The sequence below is a fragment of the Pantoea sp. KPR_PJ genome (assembly GCF_041386365.1).
GTDB lineage: Bacteria > Pseudomonadota > Gammaproteobacteria > Enterobacterales > Enterobacteriaceae > Pantoea.
In genome coordinates this window covers 52,520-72,392 of record NZ_JABMIK010000001.1, presented here as the reverse complement: position 1 = coordinate 72,392, position 19,873 = coordinate 52,520, and the positions used below count along the sequence as shown (strand labels likewise).

Annotated in this window: 15 protein-coding genes and 1 pseudogene; 6 read left to right on the top strand and 10 right to left on the bottom strand. The window is 58.4% G+C overall.

Annotation, left to right across the window (positions count from 1 at the left end; translation table 11 throughout):
- Positions 1 to 103 precede the first annotated feature (103 nt).
- Positions 104 to 1,573: an MFS transporter gene (locus tag HP564_RS00345; RefSeq protein WP_371239108.1), complete on the top strand. Its 1,470-nt coding sequence runs from the start codon at positions 104 to 106 to the stop codon at positions 1,571 to 1,573.
- Between the two features lie 89 nt (positions 1,574 to 1,662).
- Here the strand turns inward: HP564_RS00345 and idi are convergent, their stop codons facing one another.
- The 3 genes from idi to HP564_RS00330 form a co-directional block, all read right to left on the bottom strand.
- Positions 1,663 to 2,196, bottom strand: a complete 534-nt coding sequence (gene idi / locus HP564_RS00340; protein WP_371239106.1) for an isopentenyl-diphosphate Delta-isomerase — start codon at positions 2,194 to 2,196, stop codon at positions 1,663 to 1,665.
- A 120-nt stretch (positions 2,197 to 2,316) separates the two neighbouring features.
- Complete coding sequence (locus HP564_RS00335) at positions 2,317 to 4,212, bottom strand: methyl-accepting chemotaxis protein (protein ID WP_371239105.1); 1,896 nt, start codon at positions 4,210 to 4,212, stop codon at positions 2,317 to 2,319.
- A gap of 165 nt (positions 4,213 to 4,377) precedes the next feature.
- On the bottom strand, positions 4,378 to 5,487 hold the full coding sequence (locus HP564_RS00330; RefSeq protein WP_371239104.1) for a suppressor of fused domain protein: 1,110 nt from the start codon (positions 5,485 to 5,487) through the stop codon (positions 4,378 to 4,380).
- A 262-nt stretch (positions 5,488 to 5,749) separates the two neighbouring features.
- Here HP564_RS00330 and HP564_RS00325 point away from each other — a divergent pair, with 262 nt between their 5' ends.
- Positions 5,750 to 6,043 carry a hypothetical protein gene (locus tag HP564_RS00325; protein WP_371239102.1) on the top strand — a complete coding sequence of 98 codons (294 nt, stop codon included), beginning with the start codon at positions 5,750 to 5,752 and terminating at the stop codon, positions 6,041 to 6,043.
- Positions 6,044 to 6,127: 84 nt separating this feature from the next.
- On the opposite strand, the gene HP564_RS00320 is transcribed toward HP564_RS00325, so the two are convergent.
- Both HP564_RS00320 and bglX read right to left on the bottom strand, forming a co-directional pair.
- Positions 6,128 to 7,000, bottom strand: coding sequence for an oxygenase MpaB family protein (locus HP564_RS00320; RefSeq protein ID WP_371239101.1), 873 nt, complete (start codon positions 6,998 to 7,000; stop codon positions 6,128 to 6,130).
- A gap of 71 nt (positions 7,001 to 7,071) precedes the next feature.
- Positions 7,072 to 9,369 (bottom strand): beta-glucosidase BglX, encoded by a 2,298-nt coding sequence (gene bglX / locus HP564_RS00315; RefSeq protein ID WP_371239100.1) that lies wholly within the window; start codon positions 9,367 to 9,369, stop codon positions 7,072 to 7,074.
- Positions 9,370 to 9,526: 157 nt separating this feature from the next.
- On the opposite strand from bglX, the gene dld reads away from it, so the two are divergent.
- Positions 9,527 to 11,227, top strand: coding sequence for a D-lactate dehydrogenase (gene dld, locus HP564_RS00310; RefSeq protein WP_371239099.1), 1,701 nt, complete (start codon positions 9,527 to 9,529; stop codon positions 11,225 to 11,227).
- Positions 11,228 to 11,303: 76 nt separating this feature from the next.
- Here the strand turns inward: dld and HP564_RS00305 are convergent, their stop codons facing one another.
- On the bottom strand, positions 11,304 to 11,642 hold the full coding sequence (locus tag HP564_RS00305) for a hypothetical protein (RefSeq protein ID WP_371239097.1): 339 nt from the start codon (positions 11,640 to 11,642) through the stop codon (positions 11,304 to 11,306).
- Between the two features lie 77 nt (positions 11,643 to 11,719).
- Between HP564_RS00305 and HP564_RS00300 the strand changes: the two are divergent.
- Positions 11,720 to 11,827 (top strand): annotated as a pseudogene (locus HP564_RS00300) (chitobiase/beta-hexosaminidase C-terminal domain-containing protein); the annotation flags it as partial.
- Between the two features lie 111 nt (positions 11,828 to 11,938).
- Here HP564_RS00300 and HP564_RS00295 read toward each other — a convergent pair.
- From HP564_RS00295 to HP564_RS00285, 3 genes are all read right to left on the bottom strand, one after another.
- Complete coding sequence (locus tag HP564_RS00295; RefSeq protein ID WP_371239096.1) at positions 11,939 to 14,371, bottom strand: DUF3772 domain-containing protein; 2,433 nt, start codon at positions 14,369 to 14,371, stop codon at positions 11,939 to 11,941.
- A gap of 132 nt (positions 14,372 to 14,503) precedes the next feature.
- Positions 14,504 to 15,451: a D-alanyl-D-alanine endopeptidase gene (pbpG, locus tag HP564_RS00290; RefSeq protein WP_371239094.1), complete on the bottom strand. Its 948-nt coding sequence runs from the start codon at positions 15,449 to 15,451 to the stop codon at positions 14,504 to 14,506.
- A 212-nt stretch (positions 15,452 to 15,663) separates the two neighbouring features.
- Complete coding sequence (locus HP564_RS00285) at positions 15,664 to 16,251, bottom strand: Yip1 family protein (RefSeq protein ID WP_371239092.1); 588 nt, start codon at positions 16,249 to 16,251, stop codon at positions 15,664 to 15,666.
- Between the two features lie 209 nt (positions 16,252 to 16,460).
- On the opposite strand from HP564_RS00285, the gene HP564_RS00280 reads away from it, so the two are divergent.
- The gene (locus HP564_RS00280; protein WP_371239090.1) at positions 16,461 to 17,036 is read left to right on the top strand and encodes a DedA family protein; all 576 of its coding nucleotides are present in this window, start codon (positions 16,461 to 16,463) and stop codon (positions 17,034 to 17,036) included.
- Here HP564_RS00280 and HP564_RS00275 read toward each other — a convergent pair.
- On the bottom strand, positions 17,033 to 17,815 hold the full coding sequence (locus tag HP564_RS00275; protein ID WP_371240599.1) for an SDR family oxidoreductase: 783 nt from the start codon (positions 17,813 to 17,815) through the stop codon (positions 17,033 to 17,035). The two genes, HP564_RS00280 and HP564_RS00275, sit on opposite strands and share 4 nt — an antisense overlap.
- A 118-nt stretch (positions 17,816 to 17,933) precedes the next feature.
- On the opposite strand from HP564_RS00275, the gene HP564_RS00270 reads away from it, so the two are divergent.
- The gene (locus HP564_RS00270; protein WP_371239089.1) at positions 17,934 to 19,748 is read left to right on the top strand and encodes a glycoside hydrolase family 15 protein; all 1,815 of its coding nucleotides are present in this window, start codon (positions 17,934 to 17,936) and stop codon (positions 19,746 to 19,748) included.
- The last annotated feature ends 125 nt before the right edge of the window (positions 19,749 to 19,873 follow it).

The window sequence follows — 19,873 nt, the reverse complement described above, 5'->3', positions numbered from 1 at the left end:
GGCAACAAAAGCAGGCAGCACTCCTGAGACGAATCACTATTTACGTCCAGACGTCTGGACGGTAAGCTGTCCATTCAGTTTACTTAACCTTACAGATGACATCATGACCGATTTCACCTCATCTTCTGCCCATGTGGCCTTAACAGGGAAGCAGCCCGGCGGTGAAACCCTGTGGATCCGCAGCGCAGAAGACGTTTCACGGCTCATCAACAGCGGCGAGGGTGCGCGTAATAATGCGCGCATTGTGGTGGCCATTGCGCTGGGCGGCGTATTTCTTGATGCCTACGATCTCGGCGCGCTGGCATTTGGCATCAAAGATGTGGCGCGCGAATTTAACCTGACGCCAACCGGTACCGGTATGGTCGCGTCAGCAATTACCTTTGGTGCCATCGTAGGGGCGCTAATCGGCGGCTATCTCACCGATAAAATTGGTCGCTACCGCGTGTTTATGGCCGATATGTTTTTCTTTGTGGTGGCCGCGCTCGCCTGCGCTTTCGCGCCTGATGCGTATGTGCTCGGCGGCGCACGCTTTGTAATGGGTCTGGGTGTCGGCATCGATCTGCCGGTAGCGATGGCCTTTCTCGCCGAGTTTTCCCGCCTGCGCGGTCAGGGAAACAAGGCTGCCAGCGTGGCAATGTGGTGCCCCACCTGGTATGCGGCAATCAGTATCTCCTGTCTGCTGGTGCTGCTGCTCTATGCGGTCCTGCCAGAGAGCCATACCGGCTGGCTGTGGCGTCTGATTCTGGGTTTTGGTGCCGTGCCTGCGCTGGTGATTATCGCCATTCGCAGTCGCTATATGAGTGAGTCACCGGTCTGGGCAGCCAACCAGGGCGATCTCAAGGGGGCGGCAGCGATTCTGCGCAGCGCGTGGAATATCAACGCGCAGGTAGCTGAAGAGGCGCCGCCGGTGCCGCCCGCGCGCCGTGCCAGCTGGCGCAACTATGGCACGCTGCTTCAGGGCGTTTACCTGCGCCGCACGCTACTGGCGACCCTGACCTCCGTCGCCTCTTCTTTCGCCTATAACGCCGTGGCGTTTGGCCTGCCGGTGATCATTTCCGGCTTTTTTGCCCAGTCGATGCTCACCACTATTCTGGTGTCGCTGGCGCTTAATCTGCTGTTTGCCTTTGTGGGCGGCGTGCTGGCGGTGCGGCTGGTGCCGCGGCTTGGCGCGTGGAAAATGTCGGTAGCGGGTTACGCCTGCCAGTGCGTGGCGCTGCTGGGCCTGGCGCTTACTGGACGCCCTGAAGGCGGTCAGGAAGCGGCGGTTGCTATCGCCATGCTGGCGCTGTTTCTGTTTGGCCAGGGTTTTGGCCCCGGCTCGCACACCATGACCTTTGCCTCGCTCAGCTACCCGACCTCGCTGCGCGGCGTTGGTGTCGGCTTCAATCAGACGCTGATGCGCGGCAGCTCTACCGTCTCGCTGTTTCTCTTCCCGGTACTGGTTGCGGCGCTGGGAACCGGCGTGTTCTGGGTGATCTTCCTGGCACCGCTGGCTGGCCTGCTGGCATTACTGGCGATCCGCTGGGAGCCGTCGGGATATGACGTGGATGCAGAGGATTTTGCGGCGCGTTAAACAGGCGCACGCGGTTTTTCTCCTGCGCGGGGCCGCGCTTGCCTGGCGGGCAATAAGCGAGCGAAAGGCGGTTCAGACCATCGCCTCGACTATGCGGGCATACTCAGCGCATTGAGGTAAGCGGGAATGCGGGGAAAAGTATAGAGAAACCAGGGGGTGAACTGCTGCGGCTCTTCCAGCATCGCCCGCTGGATATCCGCCACTGAGCGGTAGCACCAGTCGTCAGCCTCAAGGGGGTCTGGCTGCGGTTTCGCATCGCTCACGGCAAAGTAGACATGCCCATATTCATGTTCAGTCAGGCCGTTGCTGAGCGGCAGGTTATAGCTCAGCTCAAACACCGGCGTCAGCGAAAGCGTCAGCCCCATCTCCTCAAACAAACGGCGCTCTGCCGCCTGTTGAGTCGGCTCATCGGGACAGGGATGACCACAGGTGGTATTACTCCAGAGGCCGCCACAGTGGTATTTATCGCTGGCGCGGCGCTGCAACAACAGCTCGCCGCGTGAATTGAAGACGTAAACCGTCACCGCACGGTGCAGCAATCCCTTCTCATGAACTTCCAGCTTTTCCATTTTACCGGTAGGACGATCGAGATGGTCAACGAGGATAACTTCAATGGCAGACATGGGCGTTCCTTAAGATAACTCTCATCTATTCTGGCACATCCCTGCCGTTTCATGCCGCGTGAATTTGTGCTTTTTTCACAAAAGAGAACGGGCCCGCCAGTGCGGACCCGTTTAACAGCCCTACAGGCGGAAGCTTTGTACCACCAGCTCCAGCTGAACGCTCTGCTCCTCCATCGCCTGAGCCGCCGCGGAGACCTGCTCCACCAGCGCGGCATTCTGCTGCGTGGTGCCGTCAAGCTGGGTAATCGCCACGTTAACCTGCTCGATACCCATGCTCTGCTCGCGGCTGGCCGACATGATTTCGCTCATCAGCGTCGTGACGCTGCTGACGCCCTGCATCAGCTCATCCATGGTTTCACCCGCCTGTTCAACCAGCTGGCTGCCCGCGTCAATATTCGCCACCGACTCCTCTATCAGCTTCTTAATTTCACGCGCTGAATTAGCCGAGCGTTGCGCCAGGTTGCGCACTTCCGAGGCTACAACCGCAAAGCCGCGACCCTGTTCACCGGCGCGCGCGGCTTCCACCGCCGCGTTCAGCGCCAGGATATTGGTCTGAAAAGCGATGCTGTCGATGACGCTGATAATATCAACCACCTTGCGCGAGGAGTGATGGATCTCGCCCATGGTCGTCACCACCTGACGCACCACTTCCGTGCCGCGTGCGGCGACCTGTGAGGCATTTCCCGCCAGCAGGTTGGCGTGGGTGGCGTTGTCGGCGTTCTGACGCACGGTGCCGGTTAACTCTTCCATCGACGCTGCCGTTTCAACGATGGAGCTGGCCTGGTCTTCGGTACGTGAGGAGAGGTTGGCGTTGCCGCTGGCAATCTCGCGCGAGGCTGCGGTGATCGCCAGCGCGCTGTCGCCCACCTGACGCATTAAGCCCTGAAGATAACCAATAAAATTGTTGAAGCTTTGCGCCACGGCGTTAAATTCCGGGCTGTTGCTGGCTGGCAGACGTTGCGTCAGATCCGCGCCGCCCTGCCCCAGCGCATCAATATTGCGGTGGAGCACGTTCAGACGCTGCATCATTGACCGGATAAAGCCCAGCAGCACCAGCAGCAGCACGATGGCCAGCGGGATTTGCACCAGGCCGAGACGCGTCAGCATGCTGTGCGTCTGTGCGGTCAGCAGACTGCTCGGCACATCGCTGGCGAGATACCACGGGCTACCGGCGATCGCCTGCAGGAACAGCGTATGTTCGCCATCCTCGCCGTCAAATGTCGTCTCTGTCGGCTGGGTGCCTGAACGGGCGAGCAGCGCTTTTAGCGGAGCCGCCATCGGCAGCTGCAAATCGGTGAGGTTCTCCAGCTTCGGCGTGCCCTCCACCAGCGCAGCGTTGCCGACAACTTTACCGTCGGCCTCAACGATCAGCACGCGTCCCTGGATCGCCTCACCCATCTCTTTTGCCAGGTGGTTGAAGAAACCAAGCGTCACGTCGATGGTCGAGACGCCCCATACGGTGCCGTCACGGTAGATCGCCATCGCACAGTTTGTGCGCGGCTGCGGGCTGGCCGCATCCTGATACGCTTTTGCCCAGGCACACTGGCCTTTTGGTGCGGCCATGCCGTCTTTGTACCACGGCTGCTCCCAGTATTTATCCGCCACGTCAGAGTTCCAGTAGGTATTGACCTGTAGCTGATTGCTGGCATTGCGCGCAAAAAAGCTGCTGTCTTTCTCTTTTGCCGGATCGCGACGATTGGGCAGAGGCCAGATGCCGCCGCCGAAAACGTTGCTGTCCTGATACTGGTTCACCAGCGCCGGCAGCAGCTGGTCGATCGCGGCGCTCTCCATCACGCCCGCGCTTTCGGTAATGGCACGCTGCTGTGCCTGCACGCGGTTCATCTGCTCTACGATGCCGGTCGCCAGCGCGTCAACCTGGTAGCGTACCAGCTGGCTCTGGCTGGTGGTTAACTGCGGTGCGATAAACTGCTTAATCACCAGAACGGTGATCAGCATTAGAACAACAAAAAAAACGACAAGAACCGCAGTGAAGCGGGATTGAGTTGTTTTTAACATCTGCTTTCCCCTGGCAGAAATGGCGCGATTGCCCAATCAGGGTTAACGGCGTAGCCAGGGGTAACTTGAGGCGACCAGGATCACAAATTTAACAAGTCGTTGAGAAAGGTGATTATTTAGTTTGTGACAGGTTTACGCCGCGCGCTGCTCCGTCGCGCGCGGTGGTCACGCCTCGCTGTCTACCACCTGCTGGCGCGGACGAAAGATATGATTATTGCCCGCTGCCATGAGTCGTTCGGCCAGCTGCTGGCCGCCCAGCTCACTCGCCTGGGCAAACTGGCGCTCCGCTTCAGTGACAGGCGTCGCCCACAGCAGGCTGGGTCGATCGCCGTCGCGCTTAGGCAGGGTAAACTGGGCAGCGTCATCGGCCAGCGCATTGGCCAGCAAAAAGCTTTCAAAGCCTACCGGAGCAACTTCTGATGCGAGCGTATGGCCTTCACCCAGCCAGGTCAGGCGCGCCCAGGGCAGATGGGCAAACTCCGCCAGCGCGCTTGCCATCTGTACCGCGTTACTCTCGGTCATCACTTCGCCATCGACCGCCATCGCCAGCTCAATGCGACGATACTGCGGTGCCAGTTCGTCAAACAGGTAGTCAACCTGCGGCATCGGACGAATGCTCATGCCGAGCGTCAGAAAATACCATGCTCCCTGATGCCAGTGCTGAGAGATGGCCATCGGGGGCCAGCTGCCCTGATCGATAGCGTAGTATTTCACCGATTCGCCAAACTGCGCCTGGTAGCACGTCATCAGCTTTAGCTGTACTCGTTCCCACTCGTGCCCGTCATGCCAGTCACGCCAGAACTGGCGCTGATGCTCTGCACGCGCGTAGTAGTCATTGGTGGAGGCAGAACCAAGCGGCGCGGTCAGCCGGTTTTTCTTGATGCAGCCAGAGGAGAAGCTGACCTGCTTATCCTGGTAGAGACTCCAGCCGGGGATCACCGCCAGCAGCTGGCCGTAGTACCACAGCGCCGCGCCGTCGTCGCTGGGCTCCCATAACACCTGCAAGCCAGCCGGATCGAGCGGCGGCTCAGCTTCCAGAGTACGGCAAAATTCAGCGCTCAGCAGCGGCGCAATGCCCTGCTCCATCGCCGCGCGATCTTCCTGCGCCGGAGCTGGCAGCAGATTGCGCAGCCAGCAGCCGCGCACCGCATACTGACTGCGGAACAGATCCGTCGGCCAGATGTAGAAATACGCGGTACGCTCATCCTGCTCAACAATTGCCGTCAGAGTGTGTTGCTGATTGTGGACCTCAGCAATCAGAGGTTGGTAGGTCATAGCGCCTCGACAAAGCCAGGGGATCCATTTCCCCGAGATTAGAGCAGGATCCGGACTGCCGCCATGTGAGACAAGGGTAAAAATCTCAAAGTCAGATCGAGGCGACAAAGCAAACGTAAGCAAAGGTAAAGCAAGCGGGTGCGGCCATGGCCACATTGCCCGGCGGCGCTAAAGCATTGGCGGCGTTGAGCGTGTAATGCTATTCGCGTTTAACTGGCCCGGCCGCATGCTATGGTGCGCTAACGCTTTTTATCGGAGGTGCATGATGCTGCCTGTTCCCGATTTTGCCTGGCGCGAATTAATCGTTACCGCGCTTTTCCTCTGGCTTCTCTGTCGCTATACCCTGATGACGCTGGCCGCGACGCTGGTTACGCTGGGCCTGATGATGCTGGCTATGCTGCCTGCCGGCCTCCCGTTTTGCCTGCTGCCGCTGGGCCTGATCGGGGCGGGCATCGGTCTGTTGCTGTACCACTATCAAGTGCACAGTGAGAGGTTTTACCGCCGGGCACGGACGCCGCAGACCTACCGGCGGCCGCAAGATGAGTTCCATAGTTAATTATCCGTTAACGTTCCCACGGCGGCGCTGTTCAGCTGCGGCAGATACATTGCCGCTTGCCGTCAGGAAACCGTTAAGGGTGCGTTAAGGTTGTCGCCCCATGCGCAGCATGGCGCGATGGTATGCCCCGCGCGTGATGGACCAGCGCAGCGTGTTTGCCAGCAGCCGCATCTGCCCGTCGAGCAGCACGCGCGACAGCGGGCTGAAGCGGTATCCCGACATCTGCTGCGCCCAGTCGGGCAGCAGCGCCATGCCCGATTTTAGCATCACCTGCATCGCCGGTTTTGCCTGCCAGCCGGGTGCAGGAGCCTGACGCAACAGTCTGGTCACCTCTGCGGTGCGTTCATCATAGCGCAGTTCTCCGCGCATGCGCTGCAGGTAGCGCGCCACCGCCTTAACGCTTACGGGCACGTCGGTGGCCCCCAACGCTTCAGCAATCTGTGCCGCCTCCTGATAATAACGATCCTGCTCCGCCAGGCTGAGCTGCGGATTTTTAAAACGCAGGTGAGAGGCAAGAAAGGCGCTGGTTTCGGCCACGTGCACCCAGGTAAGCAGATGGGGATCGCTGGCAGCATAGGGCTGGCCATAATTATCCACGCCGCTGACGCGCAGATGAATATTTTTGACCCGCTCAATCAACAGGTTTGCGTCATGACGATTGCCAAAGGTGGTAACGGCGATGAACTGACTGGTGCGGCGCAGGCGTCCCAGCATATCCTGGCGAAAGCTGGAGTGATCCCAGACGCCTGCCAGCGCCGAAGGATGCAGCATTTGCAGCAGCAAAGCGCTGATACCGCCGCACAGCATGGAGGGAAAATCGCCGTGCACGCGCCAGATGACGCTGTCGGGGCCAAACAAGCCGGGATCGCCGGGGGGCTGCGAAATATCAAATTCATTCAGTGCCAGCCCGTTAAGACGAAAAACCTGGTTCTGAATACGATTACGGATGGTGTTCATGGCAGTATGGCGGGTTAGGCATTTGTTTCGCTCTCCCGGCACGCTGACCGGGAGAGCGACGTAACGCATGATTACTGATAGTCGAACTGTGCGTTCTGTGTGCGGACAGAGTCAAGCCCGATCATGACATTGAACTTGCCTGGCTCCGCCACCTGCTGCATCTGCTGGTTCCAGAACGTCAGCGCCCTGACGTCGATCGTAAAGCTTACCGACTGCGACTCGCCAGCTTTCAGCATAATACGTTTAAAACCGCGCAGCTCGCGCACCGGGCGGCTGACCGAAGCCACCGGATCGTTGAGATACATCTGCACTACTGTTGCACCATCGCGATCGCCGGTATTTTTCACCGTGACGCTGGCCTCTACCGTGCCGTTGTGCGGCATCGTCTGTGCCGACATCTTCACCGGCGACACGCTGAACTGCGTATAGCTCAGACCGTAGCCAAAGGGATAGAGTGGGCCATTTACCGCGTCATAGTAGTGCGAGGTATATTTATTTGGGTTGGCGAAGTTATAGGGTCGGCCCGTTGGCAGATGGTTGTAATAGAGCGGGATCTGACCAACCGAGCGTGGGAAGGTCATCGGCAGCTTGCCCGACGGGTTATAGTCACCGAACAGAACGTCGGCGATAGCATTTCCCCCTTCGGTGCCGCTGAACCAGGTTTCCAGCAGCGCGTCTGCCATGCGATCTTCATTAACCAGCGTCAGCGGACGACCGTTCATCAGCACGATCACCAGCGGTTTGCCGGTCGCCTTCAGCGCCGCCAGCAGCTTTTGCTGACTGGCCGGGATATTCAGCTCGCTGCGGCTGGAGGCTTCATGCGCCATGCCCTGCGCTTCACCAACTGCGGCGACGATCACATCGGCCTGCTTCGCCTTCTCTACTGCTTCATCGATCATCGCCTGCGGGGTAAGGGGATCGACCGTCACCGCCTGCTCATAGAGATTGAGGAAATCCTGAATGCCTTTGTTGTCGCTGATGTTTGCACCTTTCGCATAGAGCAGCGTCGCTTTGCCCGCGGTGGCTTCACGCATCCCCTGTAACAGGCTCACCGACTGCTTCGCCACCCCTGCAGCAGACCAGCTGCCCATAATGTCACGCTGGCTATCGGCCAGCGGCCCAACCAGCGCGATAGTGCCGCCGCGCGTCAGTGGCAGAGTGTTCTGCCGGTTTTTCAGCAGAACAATACTTTTTTGCGCCACGTCGCGCGCATCGGCGCGATGTAAACGGCTTTCCGCATTCGTATCCTGCGGATCGCTCTCTTTTGCACCGAGATGGCTGTAGGGATCGTTGAACAGCCCCATATCGTATTTCACATTGAGAACGTGGCGCGTCGCATCGTCGATCTCCGCCATGCTCACCGCCCCGCTTTTCACCAGATCGGGCAGGTATTTGCTGTAATACTCATCGCTCATGCTCATATCAATGCCCGACTTGATCGCGACGCGCACCGCATCCTGCGGGTCGCTCGCCACGCCGTGCTTGAGCAGCTCTTTGATTGCGCCGTGATCGCTGATAGTGATGCCTTTGAATTTCCAGTCGTCGCGCAGCACGTTTTTCAGCAGCCAGCTGTCTGCCGTGGCCGGCACACCGTTCAGCGAGTTAAGCGCCACCATCACGCCGCCGCTGCCCGCGTCCAGCGAGGCTTTATAGGGTGGCAAATAATCCTGGAACAGACGCTGCGAACTCATATCAACCGTGTTGTAGTCACGACCGCCCTCCACGCCGCCATAGGCCGCAAAGTGTTTAACGCTGGTCATCACCGAATAGCGATCGGCCGCGCGCTTGCCCTGCATCGCCTTCACCATGGTGCTGCCCATCTGCGAAGAGAGCCAGGTATCTTCACCAAAGCCCTCAGAGATGCGTCCCCAGCGCGGTTCGCGGCTGACGTCCACCATCGGAGCCCAGGTCATATTCAAACCGTCATCGGCGGCTTCATAGGCTGAGACGCGCCCCACTTTGCTGACCGCATCCAGATCCCAGCTGGCCGCCAGCGCCAGCGGAATCGGGAAAATGGTGCGCTGGCCGTGCACCACGTCGTAGGCAAAAAAGAGCGGGATTTTCAGGCGGCTGAGCTGCATCACCTGATCCTGCATGGCGCGAATATCCTGGCGCGTCACGGTATTAAAGATCGCACCGACCTGACCATGATGGATCATGTCGCGAATCGCCTCTTTAGGGGTATCCGGCCCCACGCTAATCAGCCGGAGCTGGCCAATTTTTTCATCCAGCGTCATTTGCGTCAGCAGCTGGCTGACAAAGGTATCGCGCGCCTGCTCATTCATCGGGTGGGGACCAATCAACTCTTCAGCCAGGGCGGGTTGCAGAGCGAGGGAGACAGCGAGACTAACAGAGCAAATCCATTTCATCAGTTCGGGTTCTCTTAAGTGACTGCGCAATATCGAATAAACAGTCGGCAGTGTGCCATAAGTTGAGGATAGCAGGTAGCCGTTAGCGTCACACGGCCTCTCGCTTGTTGCTGACGTGCTACAGTAAGTGCGCCATGTAATGACAAGGGAGTTGCACATGATCCACTCAGCTTTACTCGCCGATCTCCGCCGCCTCGTCGGTGCATCTCATCTGTTAACCGATGCCGGGCAGACCGCACGCTACCGCAAGGGCTTTCGCTCGGGTGAAGGCGATGCGCTGGCGGTGATTTTTCCTGGTACGCTGCTGGAGCTGTGGCGCGTGCTGCAAACGCTGGTCAGCGCCGACGCCATTATTTTGATGCAGGCGGCCAATACCGGCCTGACAGAAGGCTCGACGCCCAACGGTAACGATTATGACCGACCAGTGGTGATTATCAGCACACGGCGTCTTGATAAGTTGCAGCTGATAGATAACGGCAAGCAGGTGCTGGCGTTTCCGGGTAGCACGCTCTATCAGCTGGAAAAAACCCTGAAGCCGCTGAATCGTGAACCCCATTCGGTAATCGGTTCATCCTGTATCGGTGCGTCAGTGCTGGGCGGTATCTGTAATAACTCCGGTGGCTCACTGATTAAGCGGGGACCCGCCTACAGCGAGATGGCGCTTTATGCTCAGGTGGATGAAACGGGCAAGCTAAAGCTGGTAAACCATCTGGGCATAGATTTAGGTGCATCGCCGGAAGAGATTCTGGGACGTCTTGATGATGAGCGCTGGCGTGCAGAAGATGTGCAGCACGACGGGCGTCACGCCTCCGATCCTGACTATGCCGAACGCGTGCGGCACGTGGATGCCGACACCCCGGCGCGTTTTAACGCCGACGCGCGCCGTCTGTTTGAAGCCGCCGGCTGCGCGGGCAAGCTGGCGGTGTTTGCCGTGCGGCTGGATACCTTCCCCTGCGAACCGCAGCAGCAGGTTTTCTATATCGGGACCAACGATCCGGCGGTGTTAAGCGATATCCGCCGCCATATGCTGGCGCATTTTACCCACCTGCCGGTTGCGGCTGAATATATGCATCGCGATATTTACGACATCGCCGACGTTTACGGCAAAGATACTTTCCTGATGATCGACAAGCTGGGCACCGACAACATGCCGCTGTTTTTCACCCTGAAGGGCCGTATCGATGCCTGGCTGGCAAAGTGCCGTTTTATCAGGCCGCACTTTACCGATCGCCTGTTGCAGCGGCTGAGCGCCCTGTTCCCTGCACACCTGCCGAAACGCATGAAGCAGTATCGTGATAAGTATGCTCACCATCTGCTGCTGAAAATGTCTGGCGCGGGCATCGAAGAGGCGCGGCAATACCTGAAGAACTCTTTTCGTGAAGGCGGCGGCGAATTTTTTGAATGCGAAGGCAAAGAGGGGGCGCACGCTTTTCTGCACCGTTTCGCCGCCGCAGGCGCGGCAGTGCGCTACCACGCGGTACACGCCGACGAGGTCGAAGATATTCTGGCGCTGGATATCGCGCTGCGCCGCAACGACCGCGACTGGTTTGAGACGCTGCCGCCGGAAATCACTCAGTCGTTAAGCCACCGCCTCTATTACGGCCATTTTTTCTGCCATGTTTTCCATCAGGACTACATTGTGAAAAAAGGGGTGGATGTGCATGCGCTGAAAGCGCAGATGCTGGCGATCCTTCAGGCGCGTGGAGCAGAGTATCCGGCAGAGCATAACGTCGGCCATCTTTATCCGGCCCAGCCGCAGCTGGCCGCCTTTTATCGTCAGCTTGATCCCACTAATACTTTTAACCCCGGCATTGGTAAAACCAGTAAACTCAAAGGCTGGGCAGTTCGGGCTCCCTGATGGCCCGCTGTTATCAAACCTCCGGCCCCGGAGGTTTGATCTTCCTTTTGGCTGCTCTCGCCATGGCGGCGCGCTGTCAGCGTCTTATGCCGGCGGAGAGTAAGGCAAAGGTCAGCGGTATCGTCTGCGGGATTTGACTGACATCGTTAACGCGGCCCGGGTACTGCTCTCCCGCCGAACCCGCTACCTCCATCCCTGCCTCAATGCGTCGGCGCGTTTCGTCAACCAGATCGTCAGCGAATTTCAGACCAGGCAGCGTGAGCACAGCAGCCCCTTTCCACCCGACATGCTGGCAGCGTTGAGACGGAAAACCGCCGTTCTGGCGCAGGTCAGGGCAATATTTATGCGTCCAGGGTGGGCTTCGGATGGCGCGGATGGCGCGGATGGCGCAGTGATGATAAACCATGGACAACATTGTCGGCCAGCGTGAGCTGGCGAAGCTAAACCAGGCCGGGATCGCCTGGCGTCTGCCCATGCGTGCCGGGCGCGAAGATGGTCCACGGCGTGCTAAAAATGCACGTAACACGGCCGGCTTTACCGCTGGAGTACAGTCCGGATCACGGTATGCGCTGGCAGCGCTACAAGGCCAGCCACAAGCCTGTGGTATCTGGAGCGGTGCTGATATGCACGTTCAGCCCGGACGGGAAGCGCGTTAGCCGCATCAAAAAGCTGTCGCCAGAAAAAAGGCTTCCTGTCGGAAGCCTGTTTATATCAGGAGAGCGGTGCTTCCTCTGCTGGCTGCGCGCGTCGTTCAATAATCATGGTCTGCGGCGTCGAGAGCACAATGCCCTCTTTACGCAGCCGTGTCAGAATATCAAACAGCAGATCGCTTTTTGCCCCGGAAATCTGGCGCTGACTGGCCACGTTGCCGGTCACGCTCAGCACGATGCCCTGCGGCGTCAGATCTTTGAAGGAGACCGAAGGCTCTGGCGTCTCAAGAATACGCTCATTTTCGTTGTAGACCTCCAGCAGCAGCTCGCGCACGCGCACCGGATCGATATTAAGCGGGAAAGTCAGCATAATGGTGACCACCCCCTGCGCATTGCCCATGGTGGCATTACGCACGTTCTGCGAGATGAACTGCGAGTTAGGCACAATCACCGTTGATTTGTCACCCAGCTGGATCTCGGTGGCGCGCACGTTGATGCGGCGAATATCCCCCTCAATACCGCTGATGGTAACCAGATCGCCCACTTTAACCGGTCGCTCGGTCAGCAGGATCAGGCCAGAGATAAAATTCTTCACAATCTCCTGCAAGCCGAAACCGATACCGACCGAGAGCGCACTGACGATCCACGCCAGCTTGTTCCACTGCAGGCCCATAATAGAGAGCGTCAGCAGGATCACCAGCACATAACCGATATTGCTGAACAGCGTGATAAGCGACACGCGCATTCCCGCGTCCATCGTAGTCTTGGGCAGAAAATCGGTATCGAGCCAGCGACGCACGTTGCGCAGCACGTAGATCCCGACGACCAGACAGATAAGCGCGTTCACCATGTGCGCAGGCACAATGTTCAGCGACTCCAGTCCTTTTCCTCCCCAGAACTCAATCGCTTTTTGCAGCAGCTCAATCGGCGTTGACGACGCAAAGGTGCCGTTCAGCAGCGCCAGCGCGACAAAGCCAATGAGCAACGTTTTGCCCAGCGCCGCCAGCAGCGTTGCCGTTTGTTGCAGATGGCGCTCGTTGATATTCAGCAGCGTTTGCAGGCGCTTGCCGGTGGCGCTGTTGACTGAAAACAGGCTTTCACAGCCGTCATTAACCAGATGGCTGAGGAAGTAAAACGAGCCAAACAGGATGCCGCACCAGACCACTTCGTAACTCAGGAAGCGTGCCAGCGTGACGTAGCCGACGATCAGCGACAGCAGAATGGCCATTGCGGTAAGGGTCAGCCCGAGCTGAATCAGCCCCACCAGCGTTGAGCGTACCTCGGGTGGATTGCCCTCCTGCACCAGGCGACGGCGCACGCGGTTGGAGCGCATGCTGATGGCCAGCGCTGTACTGCCAATCAGCAGCGCCGTCAGGCCGTTGGCGAAAATGGTGGTGTTCAGGCTGGTGCCCACGGTGTAGTTAAAGTTTTCCACCGTCTGGAAAATAAATACCAGCGCCGCGGTAATCGGCGGGAACGGTTTCAGCGCCAGCGCCACTTCATTGGAAATGGTGGGCAGACGCCAGCTCGGACGACGCGTGGAGAGCAGCGCGCGCCCCAGACCCGCAATCAGGCCGCAAAAGACGCTGAGCTTGACCAGACTCAGCACAAAATCCTGTACATCGCCGGAGACCTCATCGCGGCGGGCAAAGGCCAGTGCGCTGAAATTAAAGGTCAGCACCACGGCTGCCAGCGTGGTCAGCGCGATTGCAGCGGCCAGGAAGCTGCGGCGCAGCCGTCCTTCCGGCATTTTGTGGATGCTAATCCAGGCGAGGAACTCTTCGCTGTAGCGGCGTCCCAGCGTCATGACCAGGAGGGCCGCCAGTAACCAGCCAACGGTACCGAAGCGGTAGCCCGGCTCCCACGACAGCGCAGCGGTATCTTTTAGCTCCTGCAGGAAGTCATCAATTTTCTCGTTGTCGAGATCCTGCTTTACAAACAGCGGTGCCCAAAAGCGCGGGCCAAAAATACTGCCGGAATTGAGCGCCAGCTGGGTTTTCATCAGATCGCGGCGCAGGTTGGTGATCTGTGACGAGAGCATCAGCGCACTGTTTTTGATCCCCTCAGCCTGTTTGATCTGATCGTCCAGTTTGTTTTTCTGGCTCTCCAGCGAGCTGCGCTTGCGGGTGACTTCCGGCGTCTCTTTAACGCCACTGTCCGCTTTGGGCGCGGGGCCCAGCACGGCCAGCTGCGCATCGAGCTGCTGGCGCTGCGGCTGAAGCGCCTGAGCCAGCGTATCGGCGTTACCCGACAGCTCCAGCGCCAGTTCATTGAGCTGCGTCAGCTGGTTTTCACTGGTCTGTCCCGACACCTGACCTTTAATCTTGTCGAGAACCTTCTGCATTTTCGGCAGTTCAACCGAGGCATTCACCTGAGGGGCAGCGTCAGCGGATTGCGCGGCATCGGCCGCATTGTCGTCTGCCATGCCGCAGGTGGGAACAACAGCCGCCACCAGCAGGATAAACAGCGCAAAAAAAGAGCGTAACGTAAACATATGAGTGAGATTCCAGCACAATTCAGACGATCGACCGTCGTCGTTCGCGCGTAGTCTAGGGCCAGGCGCACCGGGAAACTATAGGAATGCTGACAGTAATCGACATCCGCCCGTGCGGATGTCGTTAACCCGTTATTCCGCAATCGCACCGCTGTGACCGTTACTGGCCACCTGACCGGCTTTTTGCTTTTTATACGCCAGCGCCGCCGCAGGTACGGGCGCAGCCTTACCGGTCTCCAGCCAGTCGCGCAGACGGTTTGCATCGGCGAAGTGGGTATATTTGCCAAATGCATCCAGCACCACCAGCGCAACCGGACGATTGTTGATGACGGTGCGCATCGCCAGACAGTGCCCCGCTTCATCGGTATAGCCAGTTTTGGTCAGCTGAATACGCCAGTTATCTTTGTATACCAGATGGTTCGTATTGCGAAACGGCAGCGCATAGCCTGGATGGGTGAACACCGCGGTCTGCTCTTTGGTGGTGCTCAGCTCGCCCAGCAGCGGGTAGTCGCGCGTGGCGCGCAGCAGCTTAACCAGATCTTCAGCACTTGAGACGTTATGAATCGACAGCCCGGTGGGTTCGACATAGTGCGTATGGCTCATGCCCAGCGCACGAGCTTTGGCGTTCATGGCGCGAATAAAGGCGTCGTAGCCGCCAGGGTAGTGATGTGCCAGGCTGGCGGCGGCACGGTTCTCCGACGACATCAGCGCCAGCAGCATCATGTTGCGCCGACTGATCTCACTGTTAAGTTTGACGCGGGAGAAGACGCCGCGCATCTCAGGCGTGTGGCTAATATCGACGGCGATGCGTTCATCCAGCGACTGCTTTGCATCCAGCGCCACCATAACCGTCATCAGCTTGGTAATGGAGGCGATGGGCCTTACGCGATCGGGATGGCTGGAAAAGAGCACTTTACCGCTATTGAGATCGACGATCATAGCGCTGCCGGAGGCAATCTGCGGCTCAGCAACAGGCGCCAGCTGTGAGAGTGACGTAGCCGCCTGAACAGGCATAACAGTGGCCTGAGCGCCAAAGAAGAGCGCCAGCGAAAGCAGTGAATAGCGAATGGTTACAGGCATCGTGTAAAAAAGTACCGATTAAGATATTACGCCGTGTTTGACACAGGCCGCCCGCCGCAGAGCCGATCGCGCGGGGGCTGGCAGCAGCATATTACGCGGATGCGTAGGAAATTTCCTGGTGAGAATGTTTCCGGGCGTTAAAAAGCCCGCGACAGCCACGTCGCGGGAGAGAAGGCCGTCAGGCAGCCAGCACGTAACGCGTCAGCTACGGATTAAAAGAGGTGTGGTCCATACCCCCAGAGCACCACCGTCATTGCCAGCAGCACCTCAAAGACCAGTATGCCAATCGCCAGCGTCGAACCAGAAAAACGCAGGCTTTCCTCACGATCGATATTCAGAAACAGCGGAATGCCGAGATAAAGTAGATAGCCGGTATAAGCCAGCGCCAGCGCCCCAACCAGCACACAGAGCCAGACCAGCGGATAGAGCGCCACGATGCCGCTGAGAAACAGCGGTGTGGCCACATAGCCCGCGAACACGGTACAGCGCTGAACGCTCGGGCGCTGCGGATAATCACGCGCCATCCAGTGAATGACGCGGCCCATCACCGCCACACCGCCTAAAATAACCAGATAAAACAGAATGCCGAGCGCAATCCCGCTAAACAGGCTGAGTTGAACGTATTGCCCCTCCCCCAGATTCCACCCAAACTGTGTCGTCCCAATAAAGGCGCAGATCACCGGGATCGCCGCCATAAGCAGAACGTGATGGGTGTAATGGTGCGAAACGCTCTCGTTTTCTTGCTTGATGTCGCGCATCTCCCGATCGGGATGCGCCATAAGACCCCAGACATGATTCATATAATCACCTCGCTAGTGCGACAGACTGCCCTGAATCCTTGCCGCTGACCTTTCAGCCAGCATCCACTGAAGTATAAACGGCGTTGCTGCTTTTGTAGGCAGCGCGGCGGCAATCGGCATAAAATTGTTACCTGGCGCTAAGCCCACCGGAAGGATTGGGCGATGCGGTATAGAATGATTACATCGCGAACCAGAAAGGGAGTTTACTTTTGCATTTCGATATCAACGGATTAATTGAGCAGTATGGCTACCTGGCGCTGCTGATTGGCTGTATTGCCGAAGGGGAAACCTTTACGCTGCTGGGCGGCGTGGCAGCCCATGAAGGGTTGCTGAATTTTGCTGGCGTGGTGCTGGCGGCCATGGCCGGGGGTGTCATTGGCGACGAGCTGCTTTACTGGATTGGCCGTCGCTACGGTACTCGCATACTGCGCAAGCTGAAAAAGCATCAGGATAAAGTGGTCAAGGCTAACCGGCTGATCCAGCGTCACCCCAGTCTGTTTGTTATCGGCGTGCGATTTATGTACGGCTTCCGCATTATCGGCCCAATCATTATCGGGGCCAGCCGTCTCAGGCCGATGAAGTTCCTGCTGCTGAACATTATCGGTGCCGCGATATGGGCGACAATTTTTGTCGCCCTGGGCTATTTTGCCGGTGGAATTATTGCGCCCTGGCTGCACAAGCTTGACCAGCACCTCAAGCATATCTTGTGGCTGGTGGCCGCCGTGCTCTTCGCCTTTGCGCTGCGCTGGGTGATCCGTCGCTGGAACACTCGCCGCGCCGGTTAAATATCTTCCCCGCCGTAAAACTGCGGATTGGCCAGCATAAAGCCCCCATCAACGATGAATGATTGTCCGGTGGTATAGCTGGCCCACTCTGAGCAGAGCCATGCCACCAGGCTGGCAATCTCTCGCACGTCGCCGGGGCGTCCAATAGGGATCTCCGGCGTCTTAATCTTCTGCGCATCACCGTCGCCCATCTTGTTCATCGGCGTGGCGATAGCGCCTGGCGCCACCGAATTCACCAGAATATTGTGGTTGATCAGGCTGAGGGCCATCGATTTGGTCAGGCCTCCCATGGCATGCTTGGCGGCGGTATAGGCCACCGCGTCGGGCAGCGGCGTATGTTCGTGCACCGAGGTGATGTTAATGATACGTCCGCCCTCACCCTGCTCCACCATTTTGCGGGCAGCAATCTGGCCGCAAACAAAGGCCCCGTCAACATCGACGCTGAATACCTTTCGCCACTCGTCAAAAGGCGTGTCGAGAAAGGCTGATTTGGCATTGGCTCCGGCGTTATTCACCAGCGCGTCAATGCGGCCAAGGCGTGAGATCAGTTCAGAAAGCGATCGGCCTCCTTCCTGCGGATCGGCCAGGTCGAGATGGATGATTTCGGCGCGCTGACCTCTGTCACGCACCAGGCGCGCCGTCTCTTTCGCGCCCTCTTCATCAGAGCGCCAGGTAATACCGAGATCGTAGCCAAGCTCCGCCAGCATTAGTGCACTTGCACGGCCTATGCCGGAATCGGATGCGGTAACCACCGCGACTTTGGTCTGGGGTGTGGTCATCATTTTCTCCTCAGGGTGTCAGGTCAGGTGAAGTATAGAAGTAATCTGGTGATGTCCAGGGCGGCTTACCGTGCCGCTTTGTCTATAGTTAGAGCTACTGCCCGTAACGGAGAGAAGGATGAGCAAGATAAAACGCCCGATTGAAGATCACGGCATCATTGGGGATTTGCGCACCTGCGCGCTGATCGCCAACGACGGCACCATTGATTATCTCTGCTGGCCAGAGCTGGACAGCCCGTCGGTCTTCGCCGCCCTGCTCGACAGCGATGATGCGGGCCTGTTTTCACTGGCACCCGACTGGCAGAATGTGCGTCGACAGCAGATCTATTTGCCGGACACCAATATTCTTCAGACGCGCTGGCTCGGCGAAGAAGGCGTCGCCGAAATCACCGACTACATGCCGATCTGCGACGACAGTAAAAAGCTGCCACGCCTGATCCGCCGAATTAAAATGGTGCGCGGCAGCGCCTGGTTTACCCTGCGCTGCGCCCCTCGCCATGACTATGCGCGCGCCAAAACCCGTGCCGAAGCCGCAGGCGACTGTGTCGACTTTCTGGCTGAAAATCAGCCGGGACTTCGCCTCGCCGCCACCGTTCCTCTGACCTGCGAAGCCGATGCTGCCACCGCCCGTTTTGAGCTGAAGGCGGGCGAGCACGCCGAGTTTGAATTAGGTAGCGTAGAAGATACCCACGTTGCCGCAGTCGCCACTGAAACCTGCTTTGAAGAGACCCTTAACTACTGGCGACGCTGGAGCAAACAGAGCAATTATCATGGCCGCTGGCAGGAGATGGTTCAGCGCTCGGCGCTGGCGCTGAAACTGCTGACCTCCAGCCAGCACGGCTCTATCGCGGCGGCGGCGACGTTTGGCCTGCCGGAAGAGCTGGGCGGCGTCCGCAACTGGGACTATCGCGCCGCCTGGATCCGCGACGCCTCGTTCAGCATGTATGCGTTAATGCGGCTCGGTTACGTTGACGAAGCCAAACATTTTACCCGGTGGGTGGGACGCTGTGTTGAGAACAGCCATCACGACGAGATGCGTTTGCAGGTGATGTACCGCCTCGACAGCGGTACAGAGCTGCACGAAATTGAACTGCTGAATCTCTCTGGCTATGCCGACTCGCGTCCGGTACGCATCGGCAATGACGCCTGGCAGCAGACCCAGCTCGATATCTACGGCGAACTGATGGATGCGGTCTATCTGGCGAACAAATATGGCGAAGCCATTTCAGAGCGCGGCTGGCGGCACGTCTCACAGATGATCGATATGGTATGCGATAACTGGAATCAGCCTGACGCCGGGATCTGGGAAATGCGCGGCGAGCCGGAACATTTTCTGCACTCACGCCTGATGTGCTGGGTGGCGCTGGATCGCGCGCTGCGCCTGGGTATGAAACGTTCATTGCCGATGCCCTATGCGCGCTGGGACAGCGCACGCAGCGACATCCGTGCTGACATCTGGAAAAACTTCTGGAACGAGGAGCGCGGCCATTTTGTTTCGACGCGTCACGGCGATTACCTGGATGCCTCTATGCTGCTGATGCCGCTGGTGCGTTTCGTGGGTGCCACCGATCCAGAATGGCTTTCGACGCTTGACGCCATCCGGCGTGAGCTGGTGAGCGACGGCATGGTACGCCGCTACAATATCAGCGAAACGCCCGCCGATGGCTTAACCGGATCGGAAGGCTCATTTGGTGCCTGTTCCTTCTGGTATGTGGAATGTCTGGCACGCGCCGGTCGCATCAATGAGGCGCATTTCGAATTTGAAAAGCTGTTGAGCTATGCCAATCCGCTCGGCCTGTATGCCGAGGAGTTCGACAGCCACGGCCGCGCGCTGGGCAACATGCCGCAGGCGCTGACCCACCTGGCACTGATCAGCGCGGCCTTTTTCCTTAACCGCAAACTGAGTGGCGAAGTGACGTTATGGCAGCCGTGAGGGCCACCGCCCGGATAGTTAATACAGCCATTTACCTAAAGTCTGCGATGGCTGCTAAAATCCTGATTCACAATGTTGAAACAATGCCCATATAATGTGCAGCCGGTCACGCTGACCGGTACGGG